This is a genomic window from Mesorhizobium sp. RCC_202 (genome assembly GCF_041355295.1).
GTDB lineage: Bacteria > Pseudomonadota > Alphaproteobacteria > Rhizobiales > Rhizobiaceae > Mesorhizobium.
Genome location: NZ_JBFUPO010000008.1, coordinates 228,685 through 252,573 on the forward strand (window position 1 = coordinate 228,685; position 23,889 = coordinate 252,573).

The 23,889-nt window shown below is 63.2% G+C and carries 24 protein-coding genes; 19 read left to right on the plus strand and 5 right to left on the minus strand.

The window, feature by feature from the left end:
* Positions 1-36 precede the first annotated feature (36 nt).
* The 4 genes from AB6802_RS19905 to AB6802_RS19920 all read left to right on the plus strand — a co-directional run bounded on the left by AB6802_RS19905 (position 37) and on the right by AB6802_RS19920 (position 4,062).
* Positions 37-1,695 (plus strand): ABC transporter substrate-binding protein, encoded by a 1,659-nt coding sequence (locus AB6802_RS19905; protein WP_371011877.1) that lies wholly within the window; start codon positions 37-39, stop codon positions 1,693-1,695.
* Positions 1,692-2,588 (plus strand): DUF427 domain-containing protein, encoded by an 897-nt coding sequence (locus AB6802_RS19910; RefSeq protein ID WP_371011878.1) that lies wholly within the window; start codon positions 1,692-1,694, stop codon positions 2,586-2,588. Before AB6802_RS19905 ends, AB6802_RS19910 begins: the two co-directional genes overlap by 4 nt.
* Positions 2,589-2,660: 72 nt before the next feature.
* Entirely contained in the window at positions 2,661-3,242 is a 582-nt protein-coding gene (locus tag AB6802_RS19915; RefSeq protein WP_371011879.1) for a hypothetical protein, read from the plus strand.
* Positions 3,243-3,297: 55 nt separating this feature from the next.
* Positions 3,298-4,062, plus strand: a complete 765-nt coding sequence (locus AB6802_RS19920; protein WP_371011880.1) for an SDR family oxidoreductase — start codon at positions 3,298-3,300, stop codon at positions 4,060-4,062.
* 65 nt (positions 4,063-4,127) lie between these two features.
* On the opposite strand, the gene AB6802_RS19925 is transcribed toward AB6802_RS19920, so the two are convergent.
* Positions 4,128-5,486, minus strand: coding sequence for an NAD(P)-binding domain-containing protein (locus AB6802_RS19925; RefSeq protein WP_371011881.1), 1,359 nt, complete (start codon positions 5,484-5,486; stop codon positions 4,128-4,130).
* A 314-nt stretch (positions 5,487-5,800) separates the two neighbouring features.
* Here AB6802_RS19925 and AB6802_RS19930 point away from each other — a divergent pair, with 314 nt between their 5' ends.
* A complete protein-coding gene (locus AB6802_RS19930; RefSeq protein ID WP_371011882.1) occupies positions 5,801-6,517 on the plus strand; it encodes a helix-turn-helix domain-containing protein in 717 nt (238 codons plus the stop codon).
* A gap of 140 nt (positions 6,518-6,657) precedes the next feature.
* Here the strand turns inward: AB6802_RS19930 and AB6802_RS19935 are convergent, their stop codons facing one another.
* Genes AB6802_RS19935 through AB6802_RS19950 form a run of 4 tightly spaced genes read right to left on the minus strand, consistent with a single transcriptional unit; the run spans position 6,658 to position 10,439 of the window.
* Positions 6,658-7,698 (minus strand): DUF3445 domain-containing protein, encoded by a 1,041-nt coding sequence (locus AB6802_RS19935; protein WP_371011883.1) that lies wholly within the window; start codon positions 7,696-7,698, stop codon positions 6,658-6,660.
* Positions 7,699-7,707: 9 nt separating this feature from the next.
* Positions 7,708-8,673 (minus strand): 2Fe-2S iron-sulfur cluster-binding protein, encoded by a 966-nt coding sequence (locus tag AB6802_RS19940; protein ID WP_371011884.1) that lies wholly within the window; start codon positions 8,671-8,673, stop codon positions 7,708-7,710.
* A complete protein-coding gene (locus AB6802_RS19945) occupies positions 8,670-9,266 on the minus strand; it encodes a dimethylamine monooxygenase subunit DmmA family protein (RefSeq protein ID WP_371011885.1) in 597 nt (198 codons plus the stop codon). The genes AB6802_RS19940 and AB6802_RS19945 overlap by 4 nt, the downstream gene beginning before the upstream one ends.
* Before the next feature lie 39 nt (positions 9,267-9,305).
* Complete coding sequence (locus tag AB6802_RS19950; RefSeq protein ID WP_371011886.1) at positions 9,306-10,439, minus strand: aminomethyltransferase family protein; 1,134 nt, start codon at positions 10,437-10,439, stop codon at positions 9,306-9,308.
* Between the two features lie 298 nt (positions 10,440-10,737).
* On the opposite strand from AB6802_RS19950, the gene AB6802_RS19955 reads away from it, so the two are divergent.
* From AB6802_RS19955 to AB6802_RS20020, 14 genes are all read left to right on the plus strand, one after another.
* Positions 10,738-11,025: a hypothetical protein gene (locus tag AB6802_RS19955; RefSeq protein ID WP_371011887.1), complete on the plus strand. Its 288-nt coding sequence runs from the start codon at positions 10,738-10,740 to the stop codon at positions 11,023-11,025.
* Between the two features lie 11 nt (positions 11,026-11,036).
* Positions 11,037-11,414, plus strand: a complete 378-nt coding sequence (locus tag AB6802_RS19960) for a hypothetical protein (protein ID WP_371011888.1) — start codon at positions 11,037-11,039, stop codon at positions 11,412-11,414.
* A gap of 15 nt (positions 11,415-11,429) precedes the next feature.
* Entirely contained in the window at positions 11,430-11,591 is a 162-nt protein-coding gene (locus AB6802_RS19965) for a hypothetical protein (RefSeq protein ID WP_371011889.1), read from the plus strand.
* A gap of 14 nt (positions 11,592-11,605) precedes the next feature.
* Entirely contained in the window at positions 11,606-13,012 is a 1,407-nt protein-coding gene (locus AB6802_RS19970; protein WP_371011890.1) for an APC family permease, read from the plus strand.
* A gap of 48 nt (positions 13,013-13,060) precedes the next feature.
* A complete protein-coding gene (locus AB6802_RS19975) occupies positions 13,061-13,750 on the plus strand; it encodes a hypothetical protein (protein ID WP_371011891.1) in 690 nt (229 codons plus the stop codon).
* A complete protein-coding gene (locus AB6802_RS19980; RefSeq protein ID WP_371011892.1) occupies positions 13,747-14,079 on the plus strand; it encodes a hypothetical protein in 333 nt (110 codons plus the stop codon). The genes AB6802_RS19975 and AB6802_RS19980 overlap by 4 nt, the downstream gene beginning before the upstream one ends.
* A 94-nt stretch (positions 14,080-14,173) precedes the next feature.
* Positions 14,174-15,070 (plus strand): glutamine amidotransferase family protein, encoded by an 897-nt coding sequence (locus tag AB6802_RS19985; RefSeq protein ID WP_371011893.1) that lies wholly within the window; start codon positions 14,174-14,176, stop codon positions 15,068-15,070.
* Between the two features lie 4 nt (positions 15,071-15,074).
* The gene (locus AB6802_RS19990) at positions 15,075-15,806 is read left to right on the plus strand and encodes a protein GlxC (RefSeq protein ID WP_371011894.1); all 732 of its coding nucleotides are present in this window, start codon (positions 15,075-15,077) and stop codon (positions 15,804-15,806) included.
* 6 nt (positions 15,807-15,812) lie between these two features.
* A complete protein-coding gene (locus tag AB6802_RS19995) occupies positions 15,813-17,141 on the plus strand; it encodes an FMN-binding glutamate synthase family protein (protein WP_371011895.1) in 1,329 nt (442 codons plus the stop codon).
* Positions 17,142-17,176: 35 nt separating this feature from the next.
* The gene (gene glnT / locus AB6802_RS20000) at positions 17,177-18,484 is read left to right on the plus strand and encodes a type III glutamate--ammonia ligase (RefSeq protein ID WP_371011896.1); all 1,308 of its coding nucleotides are present in this window, start codon (positions 17,177-17,179) and stop codon (positions 18,482-18,484) included.
* A 92-nt stretch (positions 18,485-18,576) separates the two neighbouring features.
* Positions 18,577-19,830 (plus strand): sarcosine oxidase subunit beta family protein, encoded by a 1,254-nt coding sequence (locus AB6802_RS20005; protein WP_371011897.1) that lies wholly within the window; start codon positions 18,577-18,579, stop codon positions 19,828-19,830.
* 16 nt (positions 19,831-19,846) lie between these two features.
* Positions 19,847-20,122 (plus strand): sarcosine oxidase subunit delta, encoded by a 276-nt coding sequence (locus AB6802_RS20010; protein WP_371011898.1) that lies wholly within the window; start codon positions 19,847-19,849, stop codon positions 20,120-20,122.
* On the plus strand, positions 20,122-23,103 hold the full coding sequence (locus AB6802_RS20015) for a sarcosine oxidase subunit alpha (RefSeq protein WP_371011973.1): 2,982 nt from the start codon (positions 20,122-20,124) through the stop codon (positions 23,101-23,103). The genes AB6802_RS20010 and AB6802_RS20015 overlap by 1 nt, the downstream gene beginning before the upstream one ends.
* Entirely contained in the window at positions 23,096-23,719 is a 624-nt protein-coding gene (locus tag AB6802_RS20020; protein WP_371011899.1) for a sarcosine oxidase subunit gamma, read from the plus strand. Before AB6802_RS20015 ends, AB6802_RS20020 begins: the two co-directional genes overlap by 8 nt.
* Positions 23,720-23,889 lie beyond the last annotated feature (170 nt).

Here is a 23,889-nt window from a genome sequence, read left to right on the forward strand (position 1 = left end):
ATGCCCAATACCCACGACAGCCAAGGAATGCCGCCCATGCCGAAGCATTTCACGACGATCGACGCTGCCCGCAAGACCCTCACCGCAATCGAAAATTCCGCTATCGATGAGCTGCTCGCCGGCAGGATCGGCCGGCGCGAATTCCTGCGCCATGGCAGCGTGCTTGGCCTGTCGCTGCCGTTCCTCGGCGGCATCGCATCCGCGGTCGGCCTCGGCGCGCCGCAAGCCCGCGCCGAAGGCAAGCCCGGCGGCACGGTGCGAGCCGGTGTGGCGGTGCCCGGCGGGGCCATCGATCCTGTCACCTTCTATGACAGCGGCAGCTATCAGCTGGTCTTCCAGGTCGCCGAATTCCTGTGCATCACGCAGCCCGATCTGACGCTGAAGCCGGTGCTGGCCGAAAGCTGGTCGCCAAATGCGGATGGCAGCGTGTGGACCTTCAAATTGCGCAAGGGCGTGAAATTCCACAATGGCGAGGACTTCAAGGCCGACGACGTGGTGGCGACCTTCGATCGTCTCGCCGATCCGAACGGCGCGTCCAACGCGCTGTCGGTGTTCAAGGGGTTGTTATCGAAGGGCGGCACGCGCAAGGTCGACGACCATACCGTCGAATTCCATCTCGACGCGCCGAATGGCAGCTTCCCCTATTCGGTGTCGATCGACAATTACAACGCCGTCATCCTGCCGGCGAGCTACAAGGGTGACTACGAAAAGACTTTCGAGGGCACCGGCCCGTTTCGCCTCGAAAGCTATACGCCGAAGGTCGGCGCAAGCTTCGTCCGCAATCCCGACTATTGGGGCGAGAAGGCCCTGCCCGACCGGATCGAGTTCAAGTTCTACGGCGACGTGCAGCCGCGCATCCTGGCGCTGCAGGCCGGCGAAGTGGACCTGCTCGACGCGGTGCCGCTCGACGTCAGCCAGGTGGTTCTGAACAGCCCCGATGTCACAGTGTTGCGCGTGGCTTCGACCGCGCATCGCCAGCTCCATATGCGATGCGATATCGGCCCCTTCACCGACAAGCGCGTGCGCCAGGCGCTGGCATTGTGCATCGATCGCTCCAAACTGGTTGACGGGCTCTGCCGCGGCATGGCGGCGACCGGCAATGACAGCCCGTTCGCGCCGGCCTTCCCGGTCACCGACAAGTCGGTGGCGCAGCGCACGCAAGACATCGCCAAAGCCAAGCAGTTGATGGAAGCGGCGGGACTTGCCAGCGGCTTCGACATCACGCTGACGACGCTGCGCTATTCCGACATTCCAGGCTATGCGCAGCTGTTCCAGAACTTCGCCAAGGAGATCGGCGCGCGCATTGCGCTCAACATCGAGGACCAGGACAAATACTACGGCAAGGCGGTTTTCGGCCAGTCCGACTGGCTGGACAGCCCGCTCGGCATCACCGACTACGCGCATCGCAGCGTGCCGAACGTGTTCCTGAAAAGCCCGCTGGTCAGCGACGGTCCATGGAACGCGGCGCATTTCAAGAACACGGCCTATGACGGAATGGTCGCCTCCTATCTCAAGGCGCTCGACCTCGACGCGCAGCGCAAGGCGGCGTCCGACATCCAGAAACTGCTGCTCGACGAGACGCCGATCATCTTCAGCTATTTCCCCGACCTTCTGGTGCCGGTGCGCAAGAATGTCAGCGGCCTGGCGCCGATCGCCGCCGGCCTGCTTCTCGATCGCGTATCGGTGGCGTCATGACCACGGTTGCGCGAAAGAGCCCGGCCGCAAACGACGAGAAAAGGACGACGACCATTCGCAAGCCACATCTGCGCGGCCGCGGGCCGCATTTCCCGCTGCTCGACAGCATCGTTCAGTATGAGTCCGAGCCGGGCTACATCGCCTTCACCATGCCGATGCTGAAGCGCATCAGGGTGCAGGTCGGGTCGATGATCGTTGCCGATACCACCAAGGCCCTGGTGTTCTACGAGAGCGACCATCTGCCGGTCTACTACTTCCCGATGAGCGACGTGCGCGAGGAATTCCTGCTGCCAAGCCGGACGACGACGCAAGACCCGTTCAAGGGTGTCGCCACGCATTATTCGCTCAACACCGGCATCACGCTGGTCGAGGACGGCGCCTGGCGCTACCTCGATCCGGTCAAGGGTTGCCCACCGATCGGCGACTACATATCGTTTTACTGGCCGAAGATGACGCATTGGTACGAAGAGGACGAGGAGATTTTCGTGCATGCCCGCGATCCGTTCCGCCGCGTCGACTGCCTGCCCTCCTCGCGCCGGGTCCAGGTGATCCTCGACGGCGAGCAGGTCGCCGATTCACGGCGCGGCGTCTTCCTGTTCGAGACCGGACATCCGGTGCGCCACTATCTGCCGATCTCCGACACCCGGCTCGATATGTTTGCGCCTAGCCGCTACATCTCGCGCTGCCCCTACAAGGGCATCTCCAACTACTACCACGTCACGACGCCCAAGAAGCGGCACGAGAACATGGTCTGGTACTATCCCGAGCCGGTGCACGAAGCCGAGCGCATCAAGGGGCTGGTGTGCTTCCACCACGAACTGGTCGACAAGATCCTGGTCGACGACGTCGAGATCCCGAAGGAAGCGACCGCCGCATCGGACGGCTATTTCTGAGCTGCCCGAGTTTCGCGTTTTGCGTCCGCCGGCGCAGGTGCTATTTTCGCACGGCGCGGCGGACGACTGGCGATGAAGAAAGCATTCCATCACCTGGCCTGCACCTGGCTTGTCGTCCTGGCGGCGACGCCGATGCCGGTGCTTGCCGAAAATGCTCCCGGTCTCGAACTGAAGCTCGACATCGACCAGGACGGCAAAACCGACAGGGCTGTCGTGATACAGGAAGCCGGCGGCCCCGCCGATCTCTACATCTATCTGAACGAGGAGAAGCCCGATCCCGCGCGCCGGCCGGATTTCATCAGGAAAGGGCTGACAGAAGACCAGATCATCGGCCTCGAAAGCAAGGGCAAGGGATCGCTGGCGGTCACGTCATGCTTCGGCTGCGGCGCCAGCAAATCGACGGAAGAGACGCTGACGATCGTCTATCGCCGGGGAAAATTCCTGGTCGGCGGCTATAGCCGCAACTGGGACTGGAACCAGCAGACCTCAGGCGGCGTCGAGACGACGCTCGGCGATTGCGACATCAACTATCTCACCGGCAAGGGCACCGCCTCCAAGGACCTGGAGGATGGCAAGCCCGTCAAGGGCAAGTTCAAGCCGGTGCCCCTGAAGGACTGGTCCTCGGATATGCGCCCCAAGGCCTGTGATTTCTGAAGAGGTTGATCGAAAGACGTGATAGCGAATACCCTCGCTGCATAGGGAAGGCGTCATGGATCTTTTCAAGTTGGACGGCGATGTCGCGCTGGTCACCGGCGCCGGCAGCGGCATCGGTCAGGCGATCGCGATCGGGCTGGCGGAAGCAGGCGCCGACGTCGCCTGTTTCGGCCATGGCTCCAGGGGCGGGCTTGAGGAGACCGCTCACAGGATCACGGCGCTTGGCCGCAAAGCGCTGGCGCTAGCCGGCACGGTGACCTCCGAGAGCGACCTCGCGACCGCGATCGAGCACATCGAAGCCCAACTCGGGGCGCTGACGGTCGCCGTCAACAATGCCGGCATCGCAGGCTCGGAAGCGGCTGAGACCATGTCGGCGGACAAATGGCGCAAAGTGCACGAGGTCAACGTCACCGGCGTATTTCTGTCCTGTCAGGCCGAAGCGCGCGTCATGCTGCCTCGCCGCGCGGGCTCGATCATCAACATTGCTTCCATGTCAGGCACCATCGTCAATCGGGGGCTGACGCAAGCGCATTACAACTCATCCAAAGCCGCGGTCATCCACATGTCCAAAAGTCTCGCCATGGAGTGGGCGGACCGCGGATTGCGCGTCAATGTCGTCAGCCCGGGCTATACATTGACGCCGATGAACAAGCGCCCCGAGGTGGCCGAGGAGATAAAAATCTTCAAGCGCGACACGCCGATGGGGCGCATGGCGGCACCGGAGGAGATGGTCGGACCGACCGTGTTCCTGGCCAGCCGCGCATCGAGCTTCGTCACCGGCCTCGACCTGATCGTCGACGGCGGCTACGTCTGCTGGTAGGGCCCACTGGGTGTCCCGCGAGACACCCCACAATTTGCTCATTTCATCCGGGAACGTTGACCGGCCTACTCGGCCGCCACGCCCTTCACCTCGAGATAGCTTTCCATGGAATCGTCCAGCGCCTGCAGCCACGGCGTATGGTGCAGCGGCGCCATGGTGCCGGTCATCAGCGAGCGATAGGCGTGGTCGCGGAAGCTCATGATGTCTTCCGCCTTGTGGTGCTCCCACTCCATGAAAGTCTGGTTGACCGCCTCGACATCGAAACCAGGGTAATCGGTCTGGTCCATCAGTTCCTTGGTGTAGTCGCCCTGGAACCAGATCATCTGCTCGGCATCCTCCAGCGTCTCCTCGCGCGCCCGCCACTTGGCGCCGTGCTCGGCCATCGCCTCGGCCGACGGCAGCTTGATGCGGCCAAGGATGACGTCGCGGGCAAACCAGGCCTGCGCGTCGAACATGTTGAACGTGTAGAACTGGTCCTGCATGCCGATGTAGAAAAGCTTCGGGTTCTTCTCCCAGACGACGCCCTCGTAGAGGTCGAGCGGCCACATGCGGTTGGCGGTCTTGAGCTTCAGATCGTCGGTCAGGAAGGGGAACGAATGCAGATAGCCGGTGCACAGGATGATGGCGTCGACATCCTTGGTGGTGCCGTCCTTGAAATGCGCCGTCTTGCCGACGACCTTCTGCAGCAGCGGCACCTCCTTCCAGTTCTCCGGCCATTTGAAGCCCATCGGCTTGGAGCGGTAGCTGGAGGTGATCGATTTGGCGCCATATTTGTAGCATTGCGAACCGATGTCCTCGGCCGAATAGGAGCGGCCGATGATCAATATGTCCTTGCCCTTGAACTCCATCGCGTCGCGGAAATCATGGCTGTGCAGGATGCGGCCATTGAAGGTCGAGAAGCCCTCGAAATACGGAACGTTGGGCACCGAGAAATGGCCGGACGCGACGACGACATTGTCGAACTCTTCCGAATAGGTGACGTCGTTGGTGCGGTCATGCGCGGTGACGGTGAATTTCTTGCTCTCGTCGGAATAGGTCACCATGCGCACGGGGCTGTTGAAGCGCACCCATTTGCGCAGGCCGGATTTCTCGACGCGGCCCTTGATGTAGTCCCACAGCACGGCGCGCGGCGGATAAGACGCGATCGGCCTGCCGAAATGCTCCTCGAATGTATAGTCGGCGAATTCGAGGCACTCCTTGGGGCCGTTCGACCACAGATAGCGGTACATCGAGCCGTGCACCGGATCGCCATGCTCGTCGAGGCCGGTGCGCCAGGTGTAGTTCCACAGGCCGCCCCAGTCGGACTGTTTTTCGAAGCAGACGATTTCGGGAATCTCGGCGCCCTTGTCGGCGGCCGACTTGAAGGCCCTGAGCTGCGCCAGACCGGACGGTCCGGCACCGATGACGGCAACACGGGTTTTCATGATGGGCCTCCTCTTTCGATTTCGACTTTTTCTTGACGCAATTCCCGGCGGAAAACCGTTCGACACTTTTCCTGGAATTGCTCTTACGAAACAAATTTCACTGTCAGTGACACTAATTGGGTCTTCGGTGCTGTCAACAAACATCTGTGGCAGCGGCTTTGCGTGAAACGGTTTTTGTGCGCAAAGGCGGTGGCGTTCGCGTGCCGGTCGGCGATCGCCTGCGACATCTCATGCTTGCCGGCAAGGTTGCGCTCCTGTATCGCCACTGAATATGTTCACCTTGAGTGAAATAAATCGGCGGATTCGGGGGCGACATGGCGAAGAAGACTGCTGACACCGGCGGTATCGCGGCGAAGGCGAATTCATCGCCCAAACCGGTCTCGGCCGACGGACGCACGATCCGCACGCCGCTGATGCAAGACCCGCATGCCATCCGCGACACGCGCGAAAAGGTGCTGGAAGTGGCGATCGGCCATGAGGTGCGAGCGTTCCGCAAGAAGCTCGGCATCACGGTTGCCGATCTTGCCGCGGCGACCGACATTTCGCTCGGCATGCTGTCGAAGATCGAGAACGGCATCACCTCGCCGTCGCTGACGACGCTGCAGGCGCTATCGCGGGCGCTTGGGGTTCCGGTGACCGCCTTTTTCCGCCGCTTCGAGGAAGAGCACAGCGCCGTCTTCGTCAAGGCCGGCGAAGGCGTCGATGTCGAGCGGCGCGGCACCCGCGCCGGCCACCAGTACAATCTGCTCGGACATATCGGCGCCAACACCAGCGGCGTCGTCGTCGAGCCCTATCTCATCACGCTGACCGAGAATTCGGACGTCTTCCCGACCTTCCAGCATGCCGGCATGGAGTTCCTCTACATGCTCGAAGGCGAGGTCGTTTACCGCCACGGCAACAATCTCTATCCGATGAAGCCGGGCGACAGCCTGTTCTTCGACGCCGACGCGCCGCACGGACCGGAAGAGCTGACCAAGCTGCCGATGCGGTATCTGTCGATCATCTGCTATCCGCAGAACAGCGCTGGGTGAGGTGTACTGACATTCAGGTGAGGCCGGCCTGCAAATGGCGGCTCCCTGCGCTTCCGGTGCTCACGTACCTTAAGTACGCTCCGCTCCGGTTCTCGGAAACCACCATTTTCGACTCGGCCTGACCTGAATCTCAATACACCTCAGTCCGGCCCAAACCCCGGTGACGTCGCGCTGCCATCATCCAGCTTCGACAGCCACTCCACCAGCGTCGGCCGATACCGCGTCAGCCCCTTGTAGGTGGCCAGTTCCTCGGGCAGGTCGCGGATGACGCGGTGCAGGCGGCGTGCCCATTTCGGCTGGGTGACCAGTTCGTCCATCTTGATCAGATAGCAGCGGATCGGGAAGACGATGCCGTTGGAGCGCGGCAGGCGCCAGAAGCTCTGCAATTCGACGCGCAGATGCACCTTGTCGCCGACGTTTTCGGGCGTGACCGTGCCGCGGTCCGGACCCCATTTGTGATAATTCTCGGGGCTGGTGTCGAGGCGCGGATTGATCGTCATCGTCCAGTTGAGGCGCCGCGCCGGCTTGCCCTGCTGGATGTTGGTGAGGAACTTCAGCGCACGCGTGAAAATGCCCTTCTCATGCGCAAGCGGCACCGGCGCGTGCCATTCGAAGAAGTTCATGCCGATGTCGAAATCGAGCGACCAGTCGGCCTGGGTGGTGACCATGCCGGCATCCATCCACAGATTGCCGTCGCGCTGGTCGAGGATGCAGAAATCGCCCTGGCTCTGGCGGGTGATGTACTCCATGGGCCCGTAAGGCAGCGTCGAGGTGTCGCCGAAGGTGAAGGTGTCGTCGATGCCGAGCGGCCGGTTGATCCAGCGCCAACGGTCGCCGTTGCGCTCAAGCGTGAAATGCTCGGGATAGCCCAGCGCCTGCTGCTCCATCAGAAGCTCGAGCAGGTCCCAGCCGGCCAAGGTCATGTGTGGCAGCGATTGGCAGCGCAGCGGATCCTCGGCCAGCACCAAAGCGCGGTCCTGCATCTCGGCGACATAGTGCTCGTCGACGTCGATCAGGTTTTCCAGCACCGAGCCCTTCGGCCCGACGACATGCGGCTCGATGTTGACCGCATACATGTAGGCGTCTTCGTGGAACGGGAACGGAAAGCGCCTGATATGCTCCGGGCTGTTCCTGAAGGTAAAATCGTCGCGAAACGTTTCCTTGCGAAAGGTGATGCCCATTGACGCCTCCTATCTTTCCAGGACCAGCGACTTGCCCTCGAAGCGCGAGACGCAAGGCATGATCTTGCAGCCGGAGCGGTGGTCTTCCTCGCTCAGCCAGTGATCGTTGTGAATGAACTTGCCATCGTAGGAAATCACGTTGGTCTCGCACTGGCCGCAGACGCCGCCGCGGCATAGACAAGGCGGATCGACGCCGGCCGCCTCGATCGCTTCGAGCAGGCTCTGCTGCTCGCCGACGCGGATCGTCTTGCCGCTGACGGCCAAAGTCACGTCGAAAGGCAGGCCGGGCTGCGGTGCCGCGAAATGCTCGTAATGCACGGTCTCCGGCGGCCAGCCGAGCGCTGCCGCGCGATCGCGCACCCAGTTGATCATGCCGGCCGGCCCGCAGACATAGAGATGCGTGCCGAGCGGCTGCGAGGACAACAGCCGGTCGAGATCGATGCGCTCCTCGCGGTCGTCGTGATAGAGCCTGACGCGGTTTCCGTGGCGTTGCTGAAGGACATCGGCATAGGTGCCGAGCGAAGCGGTGCGGCAGGTGTAGTGCAATTCGAAATTGCCGCCGGCGCCGGCAAGCTGCGCGGTCTGCGCCATGAAGGGCGTGATGCCGATGCCACCGGCCAGCATCAGATGTTTTTTCGCGCGCAGATCGAGCGAGAACAGATTGACCGGATAGCTGATCACCATCTCCAGCCCCGGCTTGACGGAGCGGTGCATGAACAGCGATCCGCCGCGGCCGACATCGTCGCGCCTGACCGAGATCGTGTACTCGCGGGTGTCGAGTGGCGAGCCCATCAGCGAATAGGGATTGAGCCTTGTACGCTCGCCGTCGCGCATCTCGACCACGACATGGGCGCCGCCGGAGAATGTCGGCAACAGCTCGCCGTCGCGGCGACGGAAATGGAAGCGAGTGACCAGGTCGTTGACCGGGACGACGTCGCTGACGACGACATCGAGTTTTGTGGTGCCGGTGCTCATGGGAAGGCCTCCTCCATGGGAGGAATCTCGGAGCGATCCTCGGCGTTGATGCAGACGCCCTGGAAAGCAGCGAGGCGCCTGGAATAATGGTCGCGCACCAGGAGCAGCAGGCCGCAGTGGGAACAGGTGGCGGGCTGCGTCGTCACGTTCTCGGTGATGCCCTTGCAATGCACGCACTGCATGCGGCGCGCCAGCGAGCCGCGATGCTCGGTCTGCATGGAGGTGTGGTCGATGCCGGCTTCGAGCGCCACCTGCATGGCCTGGCCGATCAGGCCCTCGGTGCCGGCGAGATAGAGGCGCAGGCCCATTTGGGCGTTGGTCAGCGTCTGCTTCAAGCGCGGCAGGAGGCTGGCGAAGGATGGCGGCAGATGCAGTTGCGCCGGTTTCAGCGCCTCGAGGGCGGCGATATGCTTGCCCTCGGGACCGGCAATGAAGACGATCTCGGCGCCGTCGAAAAAGCCGGGCGGCGCCTTGCCGGCCATGTCGGTGATCGCCAGCGCGCCTTCCGCATCGGCGATGAAAAGATGATGCTTGCCGGGCTGCGGAGAGAGCGTTCCGTAAATGGGCCGGCTGATGATCGTCTTGGCTGCCATTCTACCTTCGTACCTCGAAACCCCTCCCGTTATGATGCCTCAGCCTTTTGCCGTGCGCTTGGTCTTTTTCGGATCGTCGAACGGCAAGGGTTGCGCCGTCGCCTTGATCGAACCGCTCTTGTTGCGGATTTCGAGCTTGGTGTCCTTCACCGCGCAGTCGACATCGAGGCGGGCGATGCCCATCGATTTCTTGACCAGCGGCGAATACATGGCGCAGGTCACCACCCCGACCTGTTTGCCGTCGCGATAGACCGGCGCGCCTTCATCGGCCGGTTCCTTGCCGTCGAGCAGAACGCCAAAAATCTTGAAGCGCTCCTTGCCCTTGAGCCGGTAATGTTCCTCGGCGCCGCGAAAACCGGTCTTGCCGGGGCTAACGGTGAAGTCGAGCCCGAGCTCCCACAACGTGTCGCCGGGGCCTTCGTTGGCGAACGGATATTTTTGCGAATTGTCGTATGGGTAGAAGAGCAGATAGCTCTCGACGCGCAGCATATCGAGCGTGGTGAAGCGGCACGGGATGATGCCGGCGCTCTTGCCCTCGTCGAGGATCCTGTCCCAGATCGTGCCGGCGTCCTGGCCACGGCAGAAGATCTCGTAACCGCGCTCGCCAGTATAGCCGGTGCGCGAGATCATCACCGGGAAACCGAACAGCTGGGTCTGCATGTGGTGGAAATAGTTGAGGTCGCGGATGCCGGGCACATGCTCGGCGAGATAGTCGACCGCCGTCGGCCCCTGCAGTGAGAGATCATGCAGATTGTCGTCGAAGCGCAGCGACACATCGCGGCCCATCGCGGCGCGCTGCAATTCCTCATGGCCGGTGCCCGAGCCGTGCACGACCATCCAGGCGTTCGGGCCGGTGCGGTAGAGGATGCAGTCGTCGGTGAATTTTCCCGCCTCGTTCAGCATGCAGGCATAGGCCGACTTGCCGGGGTAGATCTTCTCGACGTCGCGCGTGGTGGCGAGGTCGATGAGGTGCGAGGCATGCGGCCCGGTGATGTGGACCTTCTTCAGGCCTGACACGTCCATCAGCCCGGCCTTGGTGCGGATGGCGATATATTCCTCATCGGCATCCTTGTCGTAGGTCCAGGCGGTGCCCATGCCGCTCCAGTCCTCGAGCTTCGAGCCGAGCGCGCGATGGCGATCCGCCAGGGTCGAGAATCTCCAGGATGCCGTCATCCGATCGTCCTCCGTGCAAATTTAAGTCGTTTTAAGTCGTTGCTGTTCCCTGCTCCTGCTCGGCGGCGGAGCTTGGTTCGAATATTGACCGCAAACCTCCGGCAGCCGCAATCCCCTTGAAGCAAATAATTTTCATTGTCAGGCAAGATTCTTAACCTGGAACGAACAGTTAACCAAACGTAAATGCGGCTTGACAATCGCGAGATTCGGTCGGAATTTATGAAAAAAATTTCACTCTGTAGAAAGAGTGGATGTCCGGTCGATTTCGGGGCCGGGCATCGAGAAAGGGGAAAAACCGATGTCCGACCTGCAGCAGCGCGTCGAAGCGCTGTACCGTTCCGACGTGCGCGGCTCCGTGCTCCTGATCGTCTGCCTTTGGGCGACGATCCTCTTCGTCCTGTTCATGACGTGGCCGTATATCCCGCTCACCGGGATCAAGGTGGTGGTCGCGGCCGCCGCACTCGCCGTGCTGATCTTCAACACAGCGGCAATCCTGGCGATGCTCAATCACTACAAGGAAGACAAGGACTTCATCTACGGGCTCGACATCAAGAACGCCGACGCATCCCGCAACCGCCAGTCCTGAGGATAGAACGCATGTCCCGCTATATACCGCCGGAGCAGAGCAAGGCCGGGCAGATTTTCGACATCGCCGTCGTGGTGGTCGCCATCTTCGTGGCGCTCTGGCTGCCGTTGAAGCTTGGTTTTGCCGGAGCGGCGAAATCCATCGACGCGCTCGACGCCAAGACCTGGGAGGCGCTCGGCCAGAACCCGACCATGGCCGCGATCTGGGAGAAGCTAGGCTATACGCCCGAGACCGCGCACGACGTCATCCAGAACCGTTTCCACTACATCATCGACTGGCCGACGCTCATCATCATGGCCATCGTGCTCATCGCCTATTTCGTCTTCCTGTTCCGGGCCTCCGATCGCGAATATCGCGAGGTCATCAACGAGAAATTCGACGACAAGTAATCGGGGACAATATCCATGTGGATGGCACTCAATTACGCATGCTGGGGCATCTCGGTCTTGCTGGCGCTGTGGATGCTCTATGACTGGTTCAAGGTCGATACGACCTACTCCGAAGAGACGCTGACCTCGTCGCGCGAAGGCGAGCTTGAAGCTGTTTCCGAAAAGCACCGGATCTGAGTGGGGACTGAGCAATGACGGCTGCGGTTGATACGGGACAAACCACGACTATCCACGGCGACAGGGTATCGCTGCTTCGGGTGCTCGGCCCCGCCCATGTGTGGGCGCTCGGCGTCGGCATCGTGCTGGTCGGCGAGTTCACCGGCTGGAATTTCTCGGCCGACAAGGGCGGCGCGCTTGCGGCGCTGATCGTCTGCTGGATCGTCGGGCTGCTCTACACTTCGGTCGCCATGATCGATTCCGAAGTGACCTCGACGGTCGCCGCCGCCGGCGGCCAGTATGCGCAGGCCAAGCACATCGTCGGGCCGCTGATGGCCTTCAACGTCGCGCTGTTCCTGGTCTTTGCCTACACGATGCTCGAAGTTTCCGATGCCATCCTGCTTGGCGACACCATTGTCGCCAAGGCCGGCGTCGAAGGGTTGACGCATAATTCCTTCATCGCCGCCACCATCGTCGTGCTGGCCTGGCTCAATTATCGCGGCGTCCTGATGACGCTCAACGTCAACTTCGTCATCACCGCGATCGCCTATATCTCCATCGTCGTGTTGTTCTTCTCGGTCAGCCCGTGGACACAGGGTGCTGTGCTGAAGCTCAATGAGCTGGTGACGCCCGGCAACGCGCTGCCCTATGGCTGGATCGGCGTCATCGCCGCCTTCCAGTTCGGCATCTGGTATTATCTTGGCATCGAGGGCACGACGCAGGCGGCCGAGGAAGTGCGCTCGCCGGCGCGCTCGCTGCCCTACGGCACCATGGCCGGCATGATCACGCTGCTGATCGCCGCCGCCATGACCTGGTATGTCTGCGCCTCGCTGATGCCCTGGGAATATCTCGGCATCACCTACTATCCGCTGTGGGACGCCGGCAAGCTGACCGGCAGCCCGCTGCTCGAAAACCTGCTCTTCATCGCGACGCTGCTCGCGGCTTTGGCCTCGGCCAATGGCTGCATCAACGATGCGGCGCGTGCCTGGTTCTCGCTTGGACGCGACCGTTATCTGCCGAGCTGGTTCTCGGCGGTGCATCCGAAATACCGCACGCCCTACCGCTCGATCCTGTTCCTGCTGCCGATCGCGCTCGCCTTCGCCTTCATCGCCGACCTCAATCAGGCAATCACCTTCTCGATCCTGTCGGGCGTGCTGCAATACACCTTCATGAGCATCAACATCATGATGTTCCGCAAGAAGTGGCCGCTGGGGTCCATCCGCCGCGGTTACACGCACCCCTTCCATCCGCTGCCGGCGATCGTGCTGTTTTGCCTGTGCGTGGTAACCTTCTTCGCCATATTCCTCGGCTTCGGCTCGCAGCTGAGCGCGATGGTGATCTTTTATTTCCTGATCTCGGTGTGGTTCCATTTCTACCGCTACAAGTTCGTGCGCCGCGGCGACCAATTCACCATGCCGTGGCCGAAGCCACAGGGCTATTGAACGGAAAACCGGCTCGCCCCGAAGCAGGGCGAACCGCAGTGTGACGGGATGTCGGAGTTGACGTCAGCTTTGTTTACCGGGGCGATCGTGCTTGCGGTCGTCTTCCATATCGCGTGGCTCGCGCGCGCCAGCCGCAACCGTGCCAAGACGGCGCGCGAGACCGACACGGCAAGCGTCCGCGCTGTCATCAGCGATGTCGTTGACGTGTCGGACGGCGCGGCGGGCGTTATCACCTGGGCCGGCTCCTGGAACGGTCAGCGGGCGCAGGTGCGCACCATCGTCGACACGCTGGCGACCAGGAAGCTGCCGACATGCTGGCTGAGCGTCACGATCACCGAGCCGGTCGCGGTGCCTGCCACCTTCGACATGATGATGCGCCCGGGATCGGCCACCACCTTCTCCAATTTCGATCATCTGGCGCACACGCTGCCCAAGACGACCGCCCTTCCCGCCGAGGCTGTGCTGAGGAGCGATCGCCGGGGCATCGCCTTCCCGCAGGACCTGATTGCCGCGCATGCCGGCATCTTTGCCGAAAACCGCGCCAAGGAATTGCTGATCACGCCGAAAGGCGTGCGCATCGTCTGGCTGCTGGCCGAGGCCGAGCGCGCACGCTATGGCGTCTTCCGGCAGGCCGCCTTCGGTGACGCCAGGATCGACCCCGCCTTGATCGAGCGGTTGCTGGAGGTGGCATCGACGCTTCGCGAGGCGATCAACCAGCGTGACAGGCAAGCGGCATGACCGACACCCCTGTTCCGCCTGCAAATCCTTATCTGGTTCTGGCGGCTGCGGTCGTGCTGCCCGGCAGCGGCCATGTGATGCTTGGCGTCCCGGTACGCGGCCTGCAGTTCCTGTTCTTCATGGTCATCCTCGGCTGGATAACGACGAAAGTCGCGCCGTCCGATGCCAGTTTCATCGGCCGCCATGCCGGCGGCTTCCTGATCTATGCACTGTCGATCCTGGATGCCTACAGGATCGCCCGTATCCGCCACACGATCCGGGTTCACAAGGCCGGCGCAGACGGCGATAGTGCGGGTCGAGGCGCCGAGCCGAATATGTCATTGGACTAATGTATAACTACAGGAAAATTTCTTTCATACCAATTGAATTCGGCAAACGCATTCGGTACATCATCTCAAGAGCCATAAACCGTCGGAGGCTGGCATGTGCGGAATCGTTGGACTGTTCCTAAAGGACAAATCGCTGGAGCCGAAGCTTGGCGCGTTGCTGTCGGAGATGCTGGTGTCGCTCAGCGACCGGGGCCCGGACAGCGCCGGCATCGCCATCTATGGCGCGACGACCGGCAATGAAGCCAAGATCACCATCCAGTCGCCGAAGCCCGAGCGGGATTTTCGCGGCCTCGACGCCGAGCTCGCCAAGGCGATCGGCGCGCCGGTCAGTCTCGCCGCCAAATCCACCCATGCCGTCATCAGGACGACGTCCGACAAGGTCGACGCCGCGCGCGGGGCGCTGCAGACATTGCGGCCGGACGTGCGCATCATGGGCGCCGGCGAAGCAGTGGAGATCTACAAGGAAGTCGGCCTGCCGGAGGCAGTCGTCGATCGCTTCGACGTGCGCGCCATGACCGGCACGCATGGCATCGGCCATACCCGCATGGCGACGGAATCGGCTGTGACCACGATGGGCGCGCATCCGTTCTCGACCGGCGCCGACCAGTGCCTGGTGCACAATGGCTCGCTCTCCAACCACAACAATGTGCGGCGCGAGCTGATCCGCGACGGCATGAAATTCGAAACCGAGAACGACACCGAGGTGGCGGCCGCCTATCTCTCCAACCGCATGGCGCATGGCAAGAATCTCGGCGAGGCGCTGGAAGGCACGCTGTCTGATCTCGACGGCTTCTTCACCTTCGTCGTCGGCACCAAGAACGGTTTTGGCGTCGTGCGCGACCCGATCGCCTGCAAGCCCGCCGTCATGGCCGAGACCGACCAGTATGTCGCCTTCGGCTCGGAATATCGCGCGCTGACCAAGCTGCCCGGCATCGACAATGCGCGGGTCTGGGAACCGGAGCCCGCGACCGTCTATTTCTGGGAGCATTGAGCTGATGCCAGCAACCACCATGCCGAAAGCCCAGAGCGACCAGAGTCACGCCAGGGTGTTCGACCTTGCCGAACATTCGCTGCGCGAATTGAACCAGGCGCTGCACAAGCTCACGCCCGGTTCGAACGAAACCGCCTGGGAAGTGCTCCACCCCAGGGGCAGCCATTCGGTCGCCGTCGGCGTCGATCAGCCGGTCTCGATCGATGTGCGTGGCAGCGTCGGCTATTACTGCGCCGGCATGAATGACGGCGCCACGATCACCGTGCATGGCTCGGCCGGACCCGGCGTCGGCGAGAACATGATGTCGGGCCAGATCATCATCAAGGGGGACGCCAGCCAGTATGCCGGCGCCACCGGCAAGGGCGGGTTGCTGGTCATCGAGGGCAACGCGTCGTCGCGCTGCGGCATCTCGATGAAAGGCATCGACATCGTCGTGCACGGCAATATCGGCCACATGTCGGCCTTCATGGCGCAGTCGGGCAATCTGGTGGTGCTGGGCGATGCCGGCGATGCGCTGGGCGATTCCATCTATGAGGCGCGGCTTTTCGTGCGCGGCAAGGTCGAGAGCCTCGGAGCCGACTGCATCGCCAAGGAGATGCGGCCCGAGCATATCGCGTTGCTGCAGGGCCTGCTCGACAAGGCCGGCGTCACCGGCGTCAAGGCCTCGGAGTTCAAGCGCTACGGTTCGGCGCGCACGCTCTACAATTTCAACATCGACAACGCCGACGCTTATTGAGGCATCATGACCTACAAGAACCCGCCGACGACGCCGCGCAAATCCGCGACCTTCGACGACTACACGCTTTCCGAAATCCGCCGCGCGGCGCAGACCGGCATCTATGATATCCGCGGCGCCGGCGCCAAGCGCAAGCTGCCGCATTTCGATGACCTTTTGTTCCTCGGCGCGTCGATCTCGCGCTATCCGCTGGAAGGTTATCGCGAGCGCTGCGACACCTCGGTGGTGCTCGGCTCGCGACATGCCAAGAAGCCGATCGAGCTGAAAATCCCGATCACCATCGCCGGCATGAGCTTTGGTTCGCTCTCCGGCCCGGCGAAGGAAGCTTTGGGGCGCGGCGCGACGCTGTCGGGCACCTCGACCACCACCGGCGACGGCGGCATGACGGAGGAAGAGCGCGGGCATTCCAAGCAACTGGTCTATCAGTACCTGCCGTCGCGCTACGGCATGAACCCGCGTGACCTGCGCCGCGCCGACGCCATCGAAGTGGTGGTCGGCCAGGGTGCCAAGCCGGGTGGCGGCGGCATGCTGCTTGGACAAAAAATTTCCGACCGTGTCGCCGAGATGCGCACGCTGCCGAAAGGCATCGACCAGCGCTCGGCCTCGCGCCATCCCGACTGGACCGGGCCCGACGATCTCGAGATCAAGATCCTGGAGCTGCGCGAGATCACCGACTGGGAAAAACCGATCTACGTCAAGGTCGGCGGCGCCCGCCCCTATTACGACACGGCCCTTGCGGTGAAGGCCGGCGCCGATGTCGTCGTCGTCGACGGCATGCAGGGCGGTACAGCGGCAACGCAGGAAGTGTTCATCGAAAATGTCGGCCAGCCGACGCTTGCCTGCATCAGGCCGGCGGTGCAGGCGCTGCAGGATCTCGGCATGCACCGCAAGGTACAGTTGATCGTCTCCGGCGGCATCCGCAACGGCGCCGATGTCGCCAAGGCACTGGCGCTCGGCGTCGATGCAGTCTCGATCGGCACGGCGGCGCTGGTGGCGCTCGGCGACAACGATCCGCGCTGGGAGGCGGAGTACAACGCGCTCGGCACCACCGCGGGCGCCTATGACGACTGGCATGAGGGCCGCGACCCCGCTGGTATCACCACGCAGGATCCTGAGCTGATGAAACGGGTCGACCCGATCGCGGCCGGACGACGGCTGGCGAACTACCTCAAGGTGATGACGCTCGAAGCGCAGACGATTGCGCGCGCCTGCGGCAAGAACAGCCTGCACAATCTCGAGCCCGAGGATCTCGTCGCGCTCACCATCGAAGCCGCCGCCATGGCCGGCGTGCCGCTTGCCGGCACCAACTGGATACCGGGGAAAAACGGCTTCTAAACCAGCATCCAAAATACCATAAGCGAGGAATTATAATGGGGAACGATCTCGCCGCATTCGCCAAGGAGAACGGCGTCAAATATTTCATGATCTCCTACACCGACCTGTTCTCTGGCCAGCGTGCCAAGCTGGTGCCGGCACAGGCGATCGCCGACATGCAGAAGGAAGGTGCGGGCTTTGCCGGTTTCGCGACCTGGCTCGATCTGACACCGGCGCATCCCGACATGCTGGCGGTGCCGGATCCGGACTCGGTGATCCAGCTGCCGTGGAAGCCCGATGTGGCCTGGGTGGCCGCCAATTGCATCATGGACGACAAGGAAGTCGACCAGGCGCCGCGCAACACGCTGAAGCGGGTGATCGCGGAGGCGGCGGCCGAGGGCATGCACGTGAAGACCGGCGTCGAAGCCGAGTTCTTCCTGATTTCGCCGGACGGCAGCGTCATCTCCGACAAATACGATACGGCCTCGAAACCCTGCTACGACCAGCAGGCGGTGATGCGCCGCTACGACGTGATCGCCGAGATCTGCGATCATATGCTGGCGCTGGGCTGGGGGCCGTACCAGAACGACCATGAGGACGCCAACGGCCAGTTCGAGATGAACTGGCGGTTCGACGACGCACTGCCGACCGCCGACAAGCACTCCTTCTTCAAGTTCATGGTCAAGTCGGTGGCCGAAAAACACGGTCTGCGCGCCACCTTCATGCCGAAACCCTTTCAGGGCCTGACCGGCAATGGCTGCCACGCCCATATCTCGGTGTGGGACAAATCAGGCAAGACCAATGTGTTCGCCGACAATGCGATGGAGCTGGGCTTGTCCGCGAAGGGGCGGAACTTCCTCGGCGGCATCATGAAGCACGCCTCGGCACTTGCCGCGATCACCAATCCGACGGTCAATTCCTACAAGCGCATCAACGCGCCGCGCACCATTTCGGGCGCGACCTGGGCGCCGAACACGGTGACCTGGACCGGCAACAACCGCACCCACATGGTGCGCGTGCCCGGCCCCGGCCGTTTCGAATTGCGCCTGCCGGATGGCGCCGCCAACCCTTATCTTTTGCAGGCAGTGATCATCGCCGCCGGTCTCGACGGCATCCGCTCCAAGGCCGATCCCGGCAAGCGCTACGACATCGACATGTACCAGCACGGCCACACCGTGAAGGGCGCGCCAAAACTGCCGCTCAACCTGCTCGACGCGCTGCGCGAGTTCGACAAAGACAAATCGCTCAAGGCGGCGCTGGGTGAGGAATTCTCGTCGGCTTACCTAAAGCTCAAGCATCAGGAATGGAATTCCTATGCTTCGCACTTCACGCAGTGGGAGCGCGACCACACGCTGGACATATAGCGCATCGGACCGAAAAGTGTGACACGGTTTTTCGGACAAATCCGATGCGCCAATAAAAGTCCTGACAGTGCGAGCGATCCCGGAATGAGCTTATGAAATATTCGATATTCTCGCTCGCTCGCGCCGCTCTTTCCGGCCACAAGAACTGGAAACCGACCTGGCGCGACGCCGCGCCGAAGGACCGCTACGATGTTATCATCATCGGCGGTGGCGGCCATGGGCTGGCGACCGCCTGGTTCCTGGCCAGCGAGTTCGGCATCAAGAACGTCGCGGTGCTGGAAAAAGGCTGGATCGGCTCCGGCAATGCCGGCCGCAACACCACCATCATCCGCTCCAATTACGGCCTTCCCGGCAACACCGGCTTCTACGAGCTGTCGATGAAGCTCTGGGAGCGGATGGAGCAGGACCTCAACTACAATGCCATGGTCAGCCAGCGCGGGGTGATCAACCTCTATCACTCCGACGCGCAACGCGACGCCTATGCGCGGCGCGGCAACACGATGCGCATCAACGGCATCGACGCCGAGCTGCTCGACCAGGCGGCGCTCAGGAAGATGATGCCGTTCCTGAATTTCGACCATGCGCGCTTCCCCGTGCAGGGCGGGCTGTTGCAGCGGCGCGGCGGCACGGCGCGCCATGACGCGGTGGTCTGGGGCTACGCCCATGCCGCCAGCGAACTCGGCGTCGACATCATCCAGAATTGCGAGGTCACCGGCTTCACGCGTGACGCCAACGGCAGGGTGACCGGTGTCGAGACCTCACGCGGCAGGATCGGCGCCGGCAAGGTCGGCATGGCGGTGGCTGGATCCTCCTCGCGCGTCGCGGCGATGGCGGGCCTGCGCCTGCCGATCGAAAGCCATGTGCTTCAGGCCTTCGTTTCGGAAGCGATCAAGCCGCTTTTGCCCAACGTCATGACCTTCGGCGCCGGGCATTTCTATGTCAGCCAGTCCGACAAGGGGGGGCTGGTCTTCGGCGGCGACATCGACGGCTACAATTCCTATGCCCAGCGCGGCAATCTGCCGGTGATGGAAGATGTCTGCGAAGGCGGCATGGCGCTGATCCCGATGATCGGCCGCGTGCGGCTGTTGCGCCAATGGGGCGGCATCATGGACATGTCGATGGATGGCACGCCGATCATCGACAAGAGCCCGATCGACGGCCTCTACCTGAACGCCGGCTGGTGCTATGGCGGCTTCAAGGCGACGCCGGGCTCGGGCTTCGTCTTTGCCCATCTCCTGGCGCGAGACGAGCCGCACAAGGAGGCGGCACTGTTTCGCCTCGACCGCTTCCAGCGCGGCGCCATGATCGACGAGAAGGGCCAGGGCGCCCAACCGAACCTGCATTGAAGGCTGACTGAACACGATGCGTATAGCCTGTCCCTTCTGCGGCGAACGCGAACTCGGCGAGTTCACCTATCTCGGCGACGCCAAGCCGCAGCGCCCGGCGGCGGATGCCGGCGCGGACGCCGTCTACGACTATGTCTATCTGCGCGACAATATCGCCGGGGTGATGGACGAGAACTGGTATCACGGCGGCGGTTGCCGGGCCTGGCTGAAGGTTACCCGCAACACGCTGACGCATGAGATTTCGGCGGTCGAGCCAGCGGCGGGCGCCGGCGCCGCCAAGGTTGGTGCATGATGGCCGGCGATCAGACAAACCGTCTCGCATCCGGCGGCCTCGTCGACCGCTCGGCCGCGCTCAATTTCCGCTTCGACGGCAAAAGCTTTGCCGGCTTCCAGGGCGATACGCTGGCGTCGGCGCTGGTCGCCAATGGCGTCAAGCTGGTCGGCCGCTCGTTCAAGTACCATCGGCCGCGCGGCATCCTCACCGCCGGCTCGGAAGAGCCAAACGCGCTGGTCGAGCTGCGCACCGGCGCGCGGCGCGAGGCCAACACCAAGGCCACCACCGCCGAGCTCTATGACGGCCTCGAAGCCGCCAGCCAGAACCGCTGGCCGTCGCTCGCCTTCGACGTCATGTCGGTCAACCAGCTGTTCGCGCCGATCTTCGTCGCCGGCTTCTACTACAAGACCTTCATGTGGCCGGCGAAGTTCTGGGAAGCGATCTACGAGCCGGCGATCCGCCGCGCTGCAGGCCTTGGCCGCGCGGCCGTCGTTCCCGACCCCGACCACTACGACAAGGCCTGGGCGCATTGCGACGTGGTGATCGCCGGCTCCGGCCCTGCAGGCCTCGCCGCCGCACTCGCGGCAGGCCGCAGCGGCGCGCGCGTGATTTTGTGCGAAGAGGATTTTGTCCCCGGCGGCCGACTGCTTGCCGATGGCGGCACGATCGATGGTCTGCCAGCAGCGGAGTGGCTGTCGCGCACGCTGGCCGAGCTCAACTCGATGCCTGACGTCCGCATGATGACGCGCACGACATTGTTCGGCGTCTATGACGGCGGCACCTATGGCGCGATCGAGCGCGTCAACGATCACCTGCCTACCCCGCCTGAGCATCAGGTGCGCCAGCGCCTATGGCGCATCGTCGCCAAGCGCTGCGTGGTCGCCGCCGGCGCGATCGAGCGTCCGATCGTCTTTGCAGGCAACGACACGCCGGGCGTGATGATGGCGTCCGCCATGCGCAGCTACATCAACCGCTACGCGGCCACGCCGGCAAAACGCATCGCGCTGTTCACCAACAATGAGGATGGCTGGCGCACAGTCGAAACGGCAATCGCCGCCGGACTGCAGGTCGCGGCGGTGATCGATGCGAGGCCGGACGTCTCGCCAGCCCATCGATCGCTCGCCTCCAAGAACGGCTTCACCGTGCTGCACGGCTCCGTCAGTGGCGTCGATGGCGGCAAGAATGGCGTGCGCAAGATTTCGGTGTCGCTGACCGGCGGCGCGCGCGCCGAAGTCGAGGCCGACGGGCTTGCGGTCTCCGGCGGCTGGAACCCGGCGGTGGGGCTGACCTCCTACCATCGCGGCCGGCCGAAATGGCGCGACGACATCGCGGCCTTCGTGCCGGACGGCGCGCCGCCCGGCATGGTCGCCGTGGGTGCCGCCAACGGCGCCTTCGGGCTCGGCGCCTGCCTGCGCGAAGGCTTCGAGGCCGGTGTTGCGGCAGCACGCGATGCCGGGCGCAGCGGCGGCACGAGTGCCATGCCGGTCGCCGACGACGAGGCGTTTTCATTGACGCCGCTCTGGCATGTCGCCGGCAAGGGCAAGGCCTTCGTCGACCAGCAGCATGATGTCACGGCTTCCGATGTCGAACTGGCGCAGCGCGAGGGTTTCCAATCGGTCGAGCATCTGAAGCGCTACACCACGCTCGGCATGGCGACCGACCAAGGCAAGACCTCGAACGTCACCGGCCTCGCTATCATGGCGGCCGTCTCCGGCAAGTCCATTCCCGAGACGGGTACGACGATCTACCGCCCACCTTATGTGCCGGTCGCCATCGGCGCTTTCGCCGGCCATCATCGCGACGAGACTTTCCATGCGACACGGTTGACGCCGTCGCATCATTGGGCCGCCGAACAAGGCGCTGTTTTCGTCGACACCGGCTTATGGAAACGCGCGCAGTGGTACCCCCGCGCGGGCGAGAAAGACTGGCTGGAATCGGTGACCCGCGAGGTCAAGGCGGTGCGCGACGGCGTCGGCTTCTGCGATGTCTCGACGCTCGGCAAGATCGATGTGCACGGCCCGAATGCCGGCGCCTTCCTCGACCGCGTCTACATCAACACCTTCTCCAACCTCGCCGTCGGCAAGGCGCGCTACGGGCTGATGCTGCGCGAGGACGGCATCGTCTATGACGACGGCACGACCTCGCGCCTGGCCGAGGACCATTATTTCCTTACCACCACCACGGCCAAGGCCGGGCTGGTGATGCAGCATCTCGAATTCTGCCGGCAGGTGCTGTTCCCCGAACTCGACGTGCAACTGACCTCGGTCTCCGACCAATGGGCTCAGTTCTCGATCGCGGGACCGAAGACCCGGGACCTGCTGCAAGAGATTGTCGATCCGGCCGAAGACCTGTCGAACGAGGGTTTCCCGTTCATGGGTGCGCGCGAAGTCGCTTTGCGCGGCGGCATCAAGGCACGGCTGTTCCGCATCTCCTTCTCGGGCGAGATGGCGTTCGAGATTTCGGTGCCGGCGCGCTATGGCGAGGCGATGGCGCGCAATCTGATGCTGGCGGGTGCGCCGTTCGGCGTGACGCCTTACGGCACCGAAGCGCTCGGTGTGATGCGCGTCGAAAAGGGCCATGTCGCCGGACCGGAACTCTCCGGCACGACGACAGCCGCCGATCTCGGCCTCGGCAAGATGATGTCGACCAAGAAGGATTTCATCGGCCGCGTCATGGCCGGCCGCGAGGCGCTGGTGGTGCCGAACCGGCAGGTCGTCGTCGGCATCAAGCCAGTCGACAAGGCACGGCGCCTGCGCTCCGGCGCGCATATCATTCCGAAGGGCGAGACACCCGGCCCGGGCAACGACCAGGGCTATGTCACCTCGGTCTGCTTCTCGCCGACGCTCGACCAGTGGATCGGGCTCGGCCTCGTCGAGCGCGGCCGCGAGCGCATCGGCGAGATCGTGCATGCGCATGATCCGTTGCGTGGCGAGGACTACGATGTCGAGCTCTGCAACCCCGTCTTCTACGATCCGGATGGAGGGCGCCAACGTGGCTGATTTTTCCTGGGACGTCCGCAGTCCACTCGACCGCGCGCTGGTCGCCGGCCCACACGGCGCACGGGGCGATGCCGGCGTGTCGCTGACCGAGATCCGCAATTTCGACCTCGTCCAGGTGATGGCGCGGCGCGGCAAGGCGGGCGACATGGTGCAGGCCGCGCAGGCACGTTTCGCTGTCGTCGCGCCTGGAACGCCGAAGGCAGTCGGCACGATCGATGCGACACTGATCTGGTCCGGACCGGATCAGTTCTTTGTCCTGTCGAAGGGCGGCAAGCATTCGATGGAAGCGCTGGCGCCCGTCTTTGCCGGCTCGGCTTCGCTTTCCGACCAATCGCATGCGCGGGTCCTGGTCAGCGTCTCCGGAGACAAGGCACGGGCGATGCTCGCCAAGGTCTCGTCGATCGATCTGCACCCCGATGTGTTCGGTGTCGGTGCGGCGGCGGCCACGTCGATGGATCACACGAGCGTCACGCTGTGGCGCGGTAAGGATCAGGCGGATGGCCAGGCAATGTTCAATCTCCTGGTGTTCGCGACTTTCGCTGAAAGCCTGTGGCATACGGTGCTGGATTCGGCTGCGGAATATGGCGTGACGATCGGCCATTCCGAGGAGTTTTAGCTCGACAATTTTCAAGCTCGGCGCTGCCCCTCATTGCCTTGCCGGGCATTTCTCCCCGTAAACGGGGAGAAAGAAGCTGAACGCGGCGCCGCGCCAACTCTCCAACGTTGGCGATTAGCGAAATCGAGGGCGGCAGTGTCCTTCGCCCCGTTTACGGGGAGAAGGTGCCC

Bases quoted from the DNA above. Each gene is read 5' to 3' on its own strand.
- AB6802_RS19950 (WP_371011886.1), bottom strand. From the start codon at position 10,439: ATGACGGCATCCTGGAGATTCTCGACCCTGGCGGATCGCCATCGCGCG.
- AB6802_RS19925 (WP_371011881.1), bottom strand. From the start codon at position 5,486: ATGAAAACCCGTGTTGCCGTCATCGGTGCCGGACCGTCCGGTCTGGCG.
- AB6802_RS19960 (WP_371011888.1), top strand. From the start codon at position 11,037: ATGTCCCGCTATATACCGCCGGAGCAGAGCAAGGCCGGGCAGATTTTC.
- AB6802_RS20010 (WP_371011898.1), top strand. From the start codon at position 19,847: ATGCGTATAGCCTGTCCCTTCTGCGGCGAACGCGAACTCGGCGAGTTC.
- AB6802_RS20015 (WP_371011973.1), top strand. From the start codon at position 20,122: ATGGCCGGCGATCAGACAAACCGTCTCGCATCCGGCGGCCTCGTCGAC.
- AB6802_RS19920 (WP_371011880.1), top strand. From the start codon at position 3,298: ATGGATCTTTTCAAGTTGGACGGCGATGTCGCGCTGGTCACCGGCGCC.
- glnT (WP_371011896.1), top strand. From the start codon at position 17,177: ATGGGGAACGATCTCGCCGCATTCGCCAAGGAGAACGGCGTCAAATAT.
- AB6802_RS19985 (WP_371011893.1), top strand. From the start codon at position 14,174: ATGTGCGGAATCGTTGGACTGTTCCTAAAGGACAAATCGCTGGAGCCG.
- AB6802_RS19915 (WP_371011879.1), top strand. From the start codon at position 2,661: ATGAAGAAAGCATTCCATCACCTGGCCTGCACCTGGCTTGTCGTCCTG.
- AB6802_RS19945 (WP_371011885.1), bottom strand. From the start codon at position 9,266: ATGGCAGCCAAGACGATCATCAGCCGGCCCATTTACGGAACGCTCTCT.
- AB6802_RS19995 (WP_371011895.1), top strand. From the start codon at position 15,813: ATGACCTACAAGAACCCGCCGACGACGCCGCGCAAATCCGCGACCTTC.
- AB6802_RS19905 (WP_371011877.1), top strand. From the start codon at position 37: ATGCCGAAGCATTTCACGACGATCGACGCTGCCCGCAAGACCCTCACC.
- AB6802_RS19955 (WP_371011887.1), top strand. From the start codon at position 10,738: ATGTCCGACCTGCAGCAGCGCGTCGAAGCGCTGTACCGTTCCGACGTG.
- AB6802_RS19970 (WP_371011890.1), top strand. From the start codon at position 11,606: ATGACGGCTGCGGTTGATACGGGACAAACCACGACTATCCACGGCGAC.
- AB6802_RS19910 (WP_371011878.1), top strand. From the start codon at position 1,692: ATGACCACGGTTGCGCGAAAGAGCCCGGCCGCAAACGACGAGAAAAGG.
- AB6802_RS19940 (WP_371011884.1), bottom strand. From the start codon at position 8,673: ATGAGCACCGGCACCACAAAACTCGATGTCGTCGTCAGCGACGTCGTC.
- AB6802_RS19980 (WP_371011892.1), top strand. From the start codon at position 13,747: ATGACCGACACCCCTGTTCCGCCTGCAAATCCTTATCTGGTTCTGGCG.
- AB6802_RS20005 (WP_371011897.1), top strand. From the start codon at position 18,577: ATGAAATATTCGATATTCTCGCTCGCTCGCGCCGCTCTTTCCGGCCAC.
- AB6802_RS19975 (WP_371011891.1), top strand. From the start codon at position 13,061: ATGTCGGAGTTGACGTCAGCTTTGTTTACCGGGGCGATCGTGCTTGCG.
- AB6802_RS19930 (WP_371011882.1), top strand. From the start codon at position 5,801: ATGGCGAAGAAGACTGCTGACACCGGCGGTATCGCGGCGAAGGCGAAT.
- AB6802_RS19990 (WP_371011894.1), top strand. From the start codon at position 15,075: ATGCCAGCAACCACCATGCCGAAAGCCCAGAGCGACCAGAGTCACGCC.
- AB6802_RS19965 (WP_371011889.1), top strand. From the start codon at position 11,430: ATGTGGATGGCACTCAATTACGCATGCTGGGGCATCTCGGTCTTGCTG.
- AB6802_RS19935 (WP_371011883.1), bottom strand. From the start codon at position 7,698: ATGGGCATCACCTTTCGCAAGGAAACGTTTCGCGACGATTTTACCTTC.